The 12,421-nt window shown below is 71.5% G+C and carries 9 protein-coding genes; 3 read left to right on the top strand and 6 right to left on the bottom strand.

The window, feature by feature from the left end; genetic code table 11:
- The 6 genes from K933_RS13870 to K933_RS13845 form a co-directional block, all read right to left on the bottom strand.
- The coding region (locus K933_RS13870; RefSeq protein ID WP_023395373.1) for a hypothetical protein at positions 1-249 on the bottom strand (249 nt) is incomplete at its 3' end.
- Positions 246-1,166: a presenilin family intramembrane aspartyl protease PSH gene (locus tag K933_RS13865; RefSeq protein WP_023395372.1), complete on the bottom strand. Its 921-nt coding sequence runs from the start codon at positions 1,164-1,166 to the stop codon at positions 246-248. The genes K933_RS13870 and K933_RS13865, both read right to left, overlap by 4 nt.
- A gap of 111 nt (positions 1,167-1,277) precedes the next feature.
- The gene (locus K933_RS13860) at positions 1,278-1,475 is read right to left on the bottom strand and encodes a hypothetical protein (RefSeq protein ID WP_023395371.1); all 198 of its coding nucleotides are present in this window, start codon (positions 1,473-1,475) and stop codon (positions 1,278-1,280) included.
- 153 nt (positions 1,476-1,628) lie between these two features.
- Entirely contained in the window at positions 1,629-2,675 is a 1,047-nt protein-coding gene (locus K933_RS13855; protein ID WP_023395370.1) for a HEAT repeat domain-containing protein, read from the bottom strand.
- 132 nt (positions 2,676-2,807) lie between these two features.
- The gene (locus tag K933_RS13850) at positions 2,808-5,696 is read right to left on the bottom strand and encodes a heavy metal translocating P-type ATPase (RefSeq protein WP_023395369.1); all 2,889 of its coding nucleotides are present in this window, start codon (positions 5,694-5,696) and stop codon (positions 2,808-2,810) included.
- A gap of 144 nt (positions 5,697-5,840) precedes the next feature.
- The gene (locus K933_RS13845) at positions 5,841-7,064 is read right to left on the bottom strand and encodes a putative manganese transporter (protein ID WP_023395368.1); all 1,224 of its coding nucleotides are present in this window, start codon (positions 7,062-7,064) and stop codon (positions 5,841-5,843) included.
- Positions 7,065-7,609: 545 nt separating this feature from the next.
- Between K933_RS13845 and K933_RS13840 the strand changes: the two genes are divergently transcribed.
- From K933_RS13840 to K933_RS13830, 3 genes are read left to right on the top strand one after another with little or no spacing between them, the layout of a single operon-like run.
- On the top strand, positions 7,610-7,945 hold the full coding sequence (locus K933_RS13840; protein ID WP_023395367.1) for a DUF7518 family protein: 336 nt from the start codon (positions 7,610-7,612) through the stop codon (positions 7,943-7,945).
- Positions 7,946-7,987: 42 nt separating this feature from the next.
- The gene (gene smc, locus K933_RS13835) at positions 7,988-11,575 is read left to right on the top strand and encodes a chromosome segregation protein SMC (RefSeq protein WP_023395366.1); all 3,588 of its coding nucleotides are present in this window, start codon (positions 7,988-7,990) and stop codon (positions 11,573-11,575) included.
- Entirely contained in the window at positions 11,568-12,413 is an 846-nt protein-coding gene (locus K933_RS13830) for a segregation and condensation protein A (protein ID WP_023395365.1), read from the top strand. Before smc ends, K933_RS13830 begins: the two co-directional genes overlap by 8 nt.
- Positions 12,414-12,421 lie beyond the last annotated feature (8 nt).

Genomic DNA, 12,421 nt, shown 5'->3' with positions numbered 1-12,421 from the left:
GACGAGCCGCCTGCTCGCGCCGTAGCGGACGACGGCGAGCGACAGCAGCGTCCCGAGCGCCAGCCCGGCCACGAGGGGGACGAGCGCGTCGCCGCCCTCGCCGTAGCTCACGCCCGTGCCCGCGAGCCGCGGGGCGACCACGAGCGCGAGCAGTTGGACGGCGAAAAACAGCGCGCCGGTGCCGAGCGCGCCCCGCAGCCGCGGGTCCGACAGCGGGCCGCGAGCGGGGGCCGCGCGCCCGCCGCTCACAGGTACGGCGCCAGCCCGAGCGCGTCGACGAGCGGGACACCCACCGCGAGCGAGCCGAGCAGGTAGCCGCCGATGGCGCCGCCGTTGAGCAGCGGGAGCCCGGCGTGCGCGCGGCCCTTCAGCACCATCCGGAGCAGCACTGCGAGACCGGCGAACGTCCCGACGATGGCGAGCAGGGCGGGCCACCCCATCGCCTCCAGCCCGGGGACGCCGATGGGGTCGGCGGGCGACCACCGCGCGGCCGAGGCGGTCATCACCGCGGGCATCACCGCGTCGCCGAGTCCGATGAAGAACACCTCGCGTTCGGACTCGTCGGTGCCCGCCGCCGCCCCCGAGAGGTCGTCCTCCAGAAGCGAGTAGGTCCACGTCAACGGGATGACCAGGACGACTGGGATGCGGAGGTCCATCACCCCCTCCGCGAGGTCCAGCATGTGCTCGGTGCCGTAGACGGAGACGGCGTCGTACACCGCCAGCACCACCAGCAGCACGACGGCGGGGAGCAGGCCGAAGCTGATGCCGAACAGCCCGGCGGCCCCCGCGCCCATCAGCGCGCCCGCGGTGTCGACGACGTACCACTCGGGGTAGACCCAAAGCACCGCCGCGACGGCGAGCGACGCGACGACGGCGACGGTGCCGGGCACGACGACCGAGAAGACGTACCACGACAGCGACGCCGACGACAGCAGGATGACGACCCGGACTAGCGAGTCGAGTTCGAACCGAAACGCGGCGAGCATCAGCGCCGTCACCACGACGATGGCGCCGAGGTAGACGACGCTGTTCGTGGGGTCCTGCGGGTCGGGGACCGACTGGTAGCCGGCCGCCTCGAACGTCGGCGCGAGCGACACCGCGCCGAGTTGGACGACGAGGAAAACGGCCGCGGCGATGGCGACGCCGCGGGCGACGCGGGGGTTCATCGGCGGCGATTACACGGGGCCGGGTTTGGCGGTTGTGGTTCCCGGACGCCGACGGGTCGCGGGCGGGGGCGCCCGCGGAGTCGAAGCTCCACCCCGCGGCGCTCGGGCGTCTCACCCGCCCGACTCGCGACCGTGCTCCACCCACAGGTACGCCTCGAACGCGAGTATCAGGAGGAACGCGGCGAACGGAACGTACACGAAGACGCCGCGCTCGCCGTCGAGGAGTCGGTAGCCGGTGGCGGCGGCGCCCGCGGCGGCGCAGACGCCGACGAACGCGACCCGTCGCCGGGAGGGGAGCGGAGGGGACACACCGTCCCCTTCGCGGCCGGCGTAGTCAGTGTTTAGTTCGGGTCAGCCGCACTCCGTCACCCCGAACGCGGCCGGCGGACCGGTACGCACGCGCGGCCGCCGGGCGTCGCCGCGGCCGCGGACGAGCGTGAGCCGCCAGTCGACACCGTCGGCTCACCGCGGCGCGCCACAGCGCGGGCACATCGGCGGGCCGGCCCCGGGGAGCGCGAGTCCACAGCGGGAACAGTCGTCGTCCGGCGCGGTGATGGCCGCGACGGCGTCGGACGTCGTCGCCCGGACCGCCGCGACCGACCCGACGCGGTCGGGCGTCTCGTCGGCGGCGTCGGCGGCGTCGGCGGTGTCGCCATCGATGCGGACGGCGAAGGCGGCGCGCTCGGCGACGAACGCCGTCCCGTCGTCCCGGAGGGCGGCGAGCGCGTCGCGGGTGGACGGGTCGAGGCCGTCGGCGTCGGCGCGCGCGAGCACCCCGAGCGCCTCGGCGGCGCGCCCCCGGACCTGCGGACAGTCGTCGTCGAGCGCCCCGACCAGCGCGTCGCGGGCCGCATCGAGCGCGGTCGGGCGCTCACAGCCCACCGCGACCAGCGCGGTACAGAGGTGATACCGGACGAGTTCCGCCCCGTCGTCGAGGTGGTCCGCGAGCGTCGACGCCCCGTGGGCGAGGCGGGCGGGGTCGCCGACGGCGACGAGCGCGAGCGCCTTCGCCAGCTTCTCGGTCACCTCCGGTTCGTCGAACGCGAGGCCGACGCGGAGGTCCGCGAGCACCGCCGGCGAGGTGACCGCGTCGGGGTAGTCGAGTGCGACGTAGCCGAGCGCCTCCGCCGAGCGGGCGCGCACGTAGTAGAACTCGTCGTCGTCGGCCAACCGGTCGGCGAGCGCCGGGACCGCCCCGACCGCGGCGTCCGGGTCCGCCTCGGCGACGGCGACGAACAGTTTCGCGGCCGCCAGCCGGACCGGCCGCTCGGGGTCGTCGAGGAACCCGGCGAGCGGGGGCGCGAGGGGTTCGAACGCGGCCGCCGCCGCGGGGTCGTCGGCCGCCTCCCGGAGCGCGCGGAGCGCCTCCTTCCGGTCGTCGGCCGGCGCGCGTCCGAGCCGTTCGACGCACGCGGCGGCGTCGTCGGCATCGCCGGCGGCCCCGTCGTCCGGGACGAGACCCGCGAGACGCTCGGCCGGCGACGGGGTGGGGGAGTCGTCCTCGTCCATCTGGGGTCGGTACGCCCTATCGGGGGGTGGAGGCAAAAACGTCCCTCCGGTGCGGCGTCCGCGTGCCGCGGCGGCCGGGAGGAGCAGTCCGGCGGTCCGGACGCCGGCGACCCCCGCCTGACGACGGCGTCGTCAGTCCCGGCCGGCCGCCTCGACGGCGCTCGGGCCGGCGGCGGTGTCGGGCGGGTCCGACGCCTCCGTCGCGGGGTCGCCGCCGCCCCCGCCGGCGTCGCCGTCGTCCGCCCCGGGTTCGGGACCGAGGTCGACGGGTTCGACCCGCGAGAGCCGCATCGCGTTGCCGGTCACGCCGACGGTCATGCCCGCGTCGCCCGCGAGCACCGCCAGCCAGATGGGGACGAGACCGAACGGCACCGCGAGCGCGAGCGCCGCCTTCACGAGGAGGCTGCCGGCGACGTTCTGTCTGATGACGCCGTCGGCGCGGTCCGCGAGTTCGTAGAGGTACGGCAGCCGCGAGAGGTCGTCGCTCATCAGCGCGACGTCCGCGGTTTCGAGCGCCGTGTCGGTGCCCGCCGCGCCCATCGCCACGCCCACCGTCGCGGTGGCGAGCGCGGGGGCGTCGTTGATGCCGTCGCCGACCATCGCCACCCCGCCGGACGCAGTCCGGCCCGCCCACGACCGCCGCTCGTCGGCGTCGTCGTACTCGTCGATCAGGTCCTCGATGGCAGCCACCTTCTCGTCGGGCAGCAGTTCCGCCCGGAACTCGTCGACGCCCACCTCTCGGGCGATGGCGCCCGCGGTCCGTTCGTTGTCGCCGGTCAACATCACCGTCCGCTCGACGCCCAGGTCGCGCAGGCGCTCGACCGTCCGCCGCGCCTCCGGGCGCACCTCGTCGGCGACGGCGATCACACCTTCGAGTTCGTCTTCGCTGCCGACGAGCACGACCGTCTTCCCCTCCGACTGGAGGGCGGGTACCGTCCCGCCCAGCAGGTCGAGACAGCCGTTCCGCTCGCAGATGTCGCGCGCCGTCCGGGTGACGACGCCGCCGTCGGTGGTCGCGTGGACGTGCGAGAGGTCGAACCCCAGTCCCTCGAACAGCCCGGGCTTGCCCGCGTAGTGGGGCGTCCCGTCGAGGGTGGCGCGGACGCCCTCGCCGGTGATGCTCTCGAAGCTCTCGACGTCGCGGTCGGCGACGCCGGCCGCGCCCGCCCGCGAGACGATGGCCTCGCCGATGGGGTGTTCGCTCCGGCGTTCGAGCCCGCGGGCACACCGGAGGACGTCCGCCTCGGTGTTGCCGTTCAGCGGCACCACGTCGGTGACCGCGAGTTCGCCCTTCGTCAGCGTGCCCGTCTTGTCGAACGCGACGACGTCGACGCTCCCCATCGCTTCGAGGTGGTCGCCGCCCTTGATCAGGACGCCGTTCTTCGCGGCGCTGGTGATCCCCGAGACCACCGAGACGGGCGTCGAGATGACGAACGCGCAGGGGCACGCGAGCACCAACAGCGTCAGCCCGTGGACCACGGCGGTCGACCACGTGGTGTTCAAGAGGAACGGGCTGGCGAGCGTGACGAGGACCGCGAACGCGACGACGACCGGCGTGTAGTACGCCGAGAACCGCTCGACGAACTGCTCGCGGTCGGTCCGGTTCGACTGGGCCTCTTCGACCATCTCGACCACCCGCGAGAGCGTGTCGTCGCCCGCCGCGGAGGTGACGCGCACCTCCAGGTAGCCCTCCTCGTTGATCGTGCCGGCGTACACCTCGTCGCCGTCCGTCTTGTCGACGGGGACCGACTCGCCGGTGATGGGCGCCTGGTTGACCGCGCTCTCGCCCGCCACGACGTCGCCGTCGGTCGGCACCTTCTCGCCCGGCCTGACGACGACGATATCGCCCACCTCAACCTCCTCGACCGGGACGGTCTCCTCGCGATCACCGACGGCGTCGCCGTCCTCGCCGTCCGCCGACGCCGGCCGCTTGACCGTCGCCTCGTCGGGCGACAGGTCCATCAGTTCGCGCAGCGAGTTCCGCGCGCGGTCCATCGAGTAGCGTTCGAGCAGTTCCGCCACGCTGAACAGGAACGCGAGCGTGGCGGCCTCGAAGTACAGCCCCTCGCCGAACGCCAGACTCGCCGTCAGCGCGCCGAGGATGGCGACCGACATCAGGAAGTCGATGTCGAGGTTGCGGTTGCGCGCGGAGTAGTAGCCGTTCCGGAGGATCGCCTGCCCGCCGACCGCGACGGCGACCACGAAGAGCAGATCCGCGAGCAGCAGGTCGCTCCCGAGCACCGTCGCCACCCGCGCGTTCCACCCGCGGAGGGCGAACTCGAAGAGCAGCCCGAGCGCGACGAACCCGCCGCTGACCCACGTCTTCACCGCGCGGGTGCCGGTCCAGACGCCGTCCGCCCCGTCCGAGCCGTGCGAACCGTGCGCGTGGGATTCCCCGTCGTCCGCGGCGTCCGACCCGGTCACCTCGTAGCCCGCGCCCTCGACGGTCTCGACCAGGTCCGCCGCCGTCACCGTCCCGTCGTGGGTCACGACGACCGTCCCGGTCGTCGGCCGGGTCTCGTACGACGAGACGCCCGCCCGGCCGTCGAGCGCGTTGCCCACCTTACCCGCACACGACGCGCAGTCCATCCCGGGCACCTCGAGCGTCACCGTCGCGTCACCGTCGCCGTCGGCGTTCTCGACGGCGTAGCCCGCCCGTTCGACCCGGTCGGCGATGGCCGCGGGGTCGGTCCGGCCGGCGTCGAACGAGACGGCGAGCGTCCCGGTCGTGGGCCTCGGGTCGACCGCCTCGACGCCGTCGAGTTCGCTGACGCTGTTTTCGACCTTGCCCGCACACGAGGGACAGTCCATCCCGGGGACGGAGAACGACGCGGTGTCGGCGTCCGCGCCGTCGGTCTCGACGTCGGGAGCGTGCGGACCGTCCCCCGCGTCCCGGCCGTCGCCGTGTCCCTCGGGGTGGCCGCCCGAGTGGTCGTGGTCGTCGCGAGCGCGGCCGTCGTCGTCTCCGCAGCCGTTCGACGCGTCACCCCCGCCGGGCGTATCGGGATCGGGAGCAGTCATTGTCGGGGGTAGTCGCCTCGCGGTTATTAATCTAGCTGCTACAGATCGGTCGATAACTGCCCATCCTTACTAACTAAACCGCGCCGAGTTATTAATTCGTGCCGTCGACGGGGCCGACGACCGTCGACGCACTCGACCGAGGCGTCAGCCGAGGGCGCCGAAGCCGAACTGGGCGTACGGCCACCAGTAGTACACCGCGCCCCCGACGACGAGCGCGGGGATCGTGGTGTAGATGGTCGCGATGACCGCGGCCTTCGGGTCGATCGCCAGCAGCGGGAACAGCGCGTCGCCGTCCTGACTGACCGCGTTCGCGGTCAGCGCCGAGAACGGGACCTGGTTGTTCGCGTAGAGGGTGGCGAACACGATCTGCGGGCCGCAGCCCGGGACCAACCCGAGCGCCGCGCCCGCGACGGGCGCGAGCACGCCCGCCGCCGCCGCGAGCGCGCCGATGTCGAACGCGAACGCCGCCATGGTGTACTCGTAGGCGAGGTACGCGCCGATCACCCAGACGGTGACCATGCTCGTCTCCATCGCGGCGTGCTGGAACGTCTCGTAGGCGCTCGCGAAGTCCTCGCGGATCCGCCCCGCCTCCCCCTCGCCGATGTAGTTCCGGCCGACGAAGTGGAGGTAGAACGACAGCGTCGTGCCGACCAGCCCGGCGACCGTAAACAGCCCGAAGAACGTCGGGCCGAACTCCAGCGTCACCTCGGGCGCGCCGCGGAGCAGGTACTCCACGCCCGCGAGGAGACCGGCGGCGGCGACGACCCACCAGACGACGTGGACCGCGTGGCTCAGCGTCGTCATGAACTCCGACCCCTCGGTCCCGGGGTCGTGGTCGTGGCCGGCGTGGTCCGCCTCGTAGTCGGCGACGCTCGGGCCGCCCGCGGCGACGCTGGTCGTCGCGAACCCGCCGTCCGTGACGGGCCGGCTGAGCCGTTCGACAGCGCGGTCGACGCGGCCGACCCCCAGCCCCCGGTAGTCGATCGCGTAGCCGAACAGGACGCCCGAGACCAGCGCCATCCCGTACGCGTACAGCCCCGCCTCGGGCGCGAGCGCGAGGATCACGAACGCGGAGTCGCCCGCCGTCGCCGCGAGCGTGGCCACCACCGTCCCGAAACTGATGGTGCCGCGGACGTACAGCGGCATGGCGACGATGGCGCCGCCGCAGCCCGGCGTCAGACCGAGCAGGCCGCCCGCGACCGGCTGGAGCCGTTCGTGCTCTTCGAGGAACGTGACGACCCGCCCGCCGGTCCGGTACTGCACGTAGCTGAACAGCAACACGGTGACGGCGACGAACGCGCTGACCTGCACGAACCCGTCGCGTACCGACAGGACCAGGATATCGAGCGCCTCCCCGAGCCCGATCATCGTCCGTCGACCCCCGCTGCTCGCGTCCGGTCGCCCCGGTATCCGTCGGTTCGGCATCCGTCTGTTCCGTCCGCCCCGTCCGGTAGATCCCTCGTCATACGGTAGCCCTCATCGTGTAGTATCGAGTATCACACCGACCCCGAACTACAAGACGCTTCCTATCTAATCGATATATTAGACACATCTAAAACACGGCGCGCGTCCGACTTGGCGTTCCGGTCGGCCGGCGGCGAACCGGACGAGTCGACCGGTGGCCCCGGACCGCGTCGCCGGTCGAACGGCAGTTCCTCGCCGCGGCGCCGTCGGGACGGCGAACGCGGGTCGCCCCCGCGGACGGCCGCGGGCGGGTCCCCGGAGGGACCGCCCGGAGCCGGAGCTTCGGAGCCGGTCGGCGATTCGATATCGCGGCGGCTGGTGTATCGACGCGCCGTGGGCGGACGCCCGTCGACCACCGATTCCGCCGTTCTCGGCCGTCTGGAGCCGTCTGGCGCCGTCGTCGGAACGTCTGACGCAGGTTTATACGGCTAGCGCCACCGACACGGGGTATGGGAAACCGGGTGGAGGACTTGGAGACGCAGGTGGCACAGCTACAGGCGGCGGTCGACGGGCTAACCGAGGAACTCGTCGAGACGAAAGAGCGACTGCGGCAGTTGGAGTCGGCGACCGACCTCGAACCGTCGACCGAGACGGAGTCGGCGCACGCCGAGTTCGTGGCGAACGACCCCGCGGACGGCGGGGACGACGCCGACGACGCGGCGTCGGACGCGGACGCGGCGGACGCGACGGCGTCCGACGAGGCTAACCCCGCGGAGTCCGAAGAGGGGGCAGACGACGGTGACGAGGAGACGGAGTCGGGGTCCGACGACATCATCGTCGCGTAGGCGGCGCCCCTCGTGGGAGGGCGTCGCACCACCACACCACCCATGCACATCAAGGAACTCGTCCTCGACGACTTCAAGAGCTTCGGGCGAACGACGCGGATCCCCTTCTACGAGGATTTCACGGTCGTTACCGGTCCCAACGGCTCGGGCAAGTCGAACATCATCGACGGCGTACTGTTCGCGCTCGGTCTCGCACGCACGCGGGGTATCCGCGCGGAGAAGCTCACGGACCTGATCTACAACCCGGGTCACGACGGCGAGGAGGCGGGGAACGCCCCGCGGGAGGCGAGCGTCGAGGTGATCCTCGACAACGCCGACGGGACGCTCGACCGCTCGCAGGTGGTCAACGCCGCGGGCAGCGACGACGTCGGCGACACCGAGGAGATCCGGATCCGGCGTCGGGTGAAGGAGACCGACGAGAACTACTACTCGTACTACTACCTCAACGACCGCTCGGTCAACCTCTCGGACATCCGCGACCTGTTGGCGCAAGCGGGGGTGACCCCGGAGGGGTACAACGTCGTCATGCAGGGCGACGTGACCGAGATCATCAACATGACGCCCGGTCAGCGCCGGGAGGTGCTCGACGAGATCGCGGGCGTCGCGGAGTTCGACGCCAAGAAGGAGGACGCCTTCGAGGAACTGGAGACGGTCGAAGAGCGGATCGACGAGGCCGACCTCCGGATCGGGGAGAAGGAGGACCGCCTCGACCGGCTGGCGGACGAACGCGAGACCGCCCTGGAGTACCAGGGGCTCCGCGAGGAGAAGGAGACGTACGAGGGGTACCTCCGGGCGGCCGAACTGGAGGCGAAACGCGACGACCTCGCCGAGACCCGAGCGGAGATCGACGACGGCGAGGAGCGACTGACCGACCTGCGCGAGGAGTTGGACGACCGGCAGGCGCGCGTCGACGAGTTGGAGTCGGAGCTGGACGACCTCAACCGCGAGATCGAGCGGAAGGGTGAGGACGAACAGCTCGCGATCAAAGCCGAGATCGAGGAGATCAAAGGCGAGGTGTCGCGGCTGGAGGGGAAGATCGAAAACCAGGAGGAGCGCGCCGACGAGGCCGAGACCGAGCGCCGGGAGGCGTTCGTCGCGATCGACCGCAAGAACGAGGAGATCGACGGTCTGGAGTCGGATATCCGCGAGACCAAAGTCGAGAAGGCCAACCTCAAGTCGTCGCTCACCTCGAAGCGGACGGAACTCGCCGAGATCCAAGCCGAGATCGACGACGCGGACACCGAGTTCGACGAGCTCAAAGCCGACCTCGCCGAGCAGAAAGAGCGGGTCGAACGGCTGCGGAGCGAGCGGAACGACCTCCAGCGGGAGAAGGACCGCCTGCTCGACGAGGCGCGCCGGCGCTCGAACGAGATAAGCGAGGTCGAGGAGGAACTGACCGAGACCGAGGAGTCGATCCCCGACCTGAAACGCCGGGTGTCGGACCTCCACTCCGAACTCGACACGGCCGAGAAGAACGAGTCGCGCGTCCGCGGCGTCATCGAGGAGCTCAGCGAGGAGCGGTCGGCGACGGAGTCGAAGCTGGAGGCGGTCGAAGAGGAGATCCGCGAGAGACAACAGGAGTACTCCCAACTGGAGGCGCGGGCGGACTCGTCGGGCGACGCGTCGTGGCCGCGGTCGGTGACGACGGTGACGAACGCCGACTTCTCGGGCGTCCACGGACCGGTGGGCGAACTCGCGTCGGTCGACTCCGAGTACGCGACGGCGTGTGAAACCGCCGCGGGCGGCCGGCTGGCGAACGTCGTCGTCGACGACGACGGCGTCGGCTCCGACTGCATCGACTACCTCAAGCGGCGGAACGCGGGGCGGGCGACGTTCCTCCCGCTGACCGAGATGGACCGCCGGGGACTGCCGTCGGCGCCGTCGGACCCGGGCGTGGTCGGCTTCGCGCGCAACCTCGTGGAGTACGACGACGAGTACGAGGGCGTGTTCTCGTACGTGCTCGGGTCGACGCTGGTGGTCGAGGACATGGACACCGCCCGAGCGCACATGGGCGACTTCCGGATGGTGACGCTCGACGGCGACCTGGTCGAGCGGTCGGGCGCGATGACCGGCGGGTCGGGCGGCGGCTCGCGGTACGCGTTCTCGAAGTCGGGGAAGGGCAAACTCGAACGCGTCGCCGAGGAGATCCACTCGCTGGAGGACGACCGGCAGGCGCTCAAGTCCGAGATCGAGGAGATCGAGGCGGACTTAGAGGACGCCCGCTCGCGCGCCTCGGACGCCGCCGAGAAAGTCCGCGACATCGAGGCGGACCTCGAACGCGCGGAGGAGGCGGTCGAGGAGGCGGAGGCGAGCGTCGACGAGTACGAAGCGCGGATCGAGGAACTGGAGGCGGAGCGCGAGTCGGTCGACGCGGAGATGACCGACCTCGACGAGCGGATCGACGAGCGCGACGAGTCGATCGCCGAGACCGAGGCGACGGTCGAGGAGTTGGAGGCGGAGCTGGCCGACTCGGAGATCCCCGAACTCTCCGAGCGCGCCGACGAGGTGCGCTCCGAGATCGCGGATCTCGAAGACCGGATGGACGACCTCGACGGCGACCTCAACCAGCTCCAGTTGGAGAAGCAGTACGCCGAGGACGCGGTCGACGACCTCCACGAGACCGTCGAGGAGGCGCAAGCGAAGAAGGCGGACGCCGAAGAGCGCGTCGCCGAGTTCGAGACCGCGATCGAGGAGAAGGAGGCGGGGCTCGAAGAGAAACACGAGGCGATCGCGGACCTGGAGGAGGAGCTGGCGGACCTGAAAGAGGAGCGCGAGTCGGTCAAGGCCGACCTCCGGGAGGTGGAGTCCGCCCGCGACGACCAGCGGGAGGCGGTCGAGCGGGTCGCCTCCGAGGTGGAGTCGCTCCGCGAGACGGCCGAGCGGCTGGAGTGGGAAGTAGAGGAGCTCGAAGAGCGGGTCGGTTCGTACGACCCCGACGAGATCCCCGACCACGACACGGTCGAGGCGGAGATCGAGCGGCTGGAGGGGGAGATGGAGGCGCTCGAACCCGTCAACATGCTCGCGATCGACGAGTACGACGAGGTGGAGTCGGAGCTGAGCGACTTGGAGGAGCGCCGGGGCGTCCTCGCCGACGAGCGCGACGCGATCGAAGAGCGGATCGAGCGGTTCGAGGCGCAGAAGAAGGGGACGTTCATGGACGCCTACGAGTCGATCGACGGTCACTTCCGGGACATCTTCGAGCGCCTCTCAGCCGGCAGCGGCGAACTCGTCCTCGAAGACCCCGACGACCCCTTCGAGGGCGGACTGACGATGAAAGCGCAGCCGGCGGACAAGCCGGTCCAGCGGCTCGACGCGATGAGCGGCGGCGAGAAGTCGCTGACCGCGCTCGCGTTCATCTTCGCCATCCAGCGGCACAACCCGGCGCCGTTCTACGCCCTCGACGAGATCGACGCGTTCCTCGACGCGGTCAACGCCGAGCGGGTCGGCGAGATGGTGGACGAACTCGCGGGCGAGGCGCAGTTCGTCGTCGTCAGCCACCGGTCGGCGCTTCTGGAACGCTCCGAGCGCGCCATCGGCGTGACGATGCAGGAGGACAACGTCAGCGCCGTGACGGGCATCCAGTTGGGCGAGGGCGACCCCGCCGAACCGGAGGCGAGCGCGGATGACTGAGACGCCCGGCGACGCCCCCGACGCGGGCGACGACGAGGCCGAACCGGTCGAACTCCTGGTCGGACTCGCCGAGGCGGGGGAGATCGACCCGTGGGACATCGACGTGGTCGAGGTGACCGACGCGTTCCTCAACGCCCTCGACGAGTCGGACCTCCGGACGGGCGGGCGCGCGCTGTTTTACGCGAGCGTCCTCCTGCGGATGAAGTCCGACGCCATGCTCGGCGACGACCAACAGGAGGAGGAGCCCGAGGTCGAACCCTGGGAGGCGGCGTTCGAGGCGGGACCCGGTCCCGCCGACGCGGGCGGCGCGCCCGACGACGGGTTCGACCCGGTCGACGCGCTCGAAGACGAGATGGACCGCCGGCTCGACCGCAAGTCCACCCGCGGCTCCCCGGAGACGCTCGACGAACTCGTCCGCGAGCTACGGGAGGCCGAGCGGGGGACGTGGTGGAAGGAGTCGCGGGAGTACGACACCAGCGACTCCCCGCGCGGCTTCTCGCGGGGCACCCAGACGCTGGAGTACCACGACGGCGACGACCTCCGCCGGGAGGGGGAACCCGGCGAGGGCGACGTGACGGACACCGCCCACGCGGAGAACATCGAGTCGGTCATCGACGACGTGCGGGGTCGGCTCCGGCCCCACTACGAGCGGGGGCGCTCGGAGGTGCTGTTCCGGGAGGTGCGCGACGCGGCCGAGACGCCCGTGATGACGTACCTCGCGCTGCTGTTTCTCGCCCACCGCGGCGAGATCCGCCTCGACCAGGACGACCTGTTCGGCGACCTCTGGGTGCGCGATCCGACCGCCGCGGGCGTCGGCGACGAGGCGACGGCGGACTGACCGAGGTT

Source organism: Candidatus Halobonum tyrrellensis G22, from assembly GCF_000495475.1.
In the GTDB taxonomy this organism is placed as follows: Archaea; Halobacteriota; Halobacteria; order Halobacteriales; family Haloferacaceae; genus Halobonum; species Halobonum tyrrellense.
Note: the sequence above shows the minus strand (reverse complement) of the source record. Positions and strands in the feature narration are given on the sequence as shown.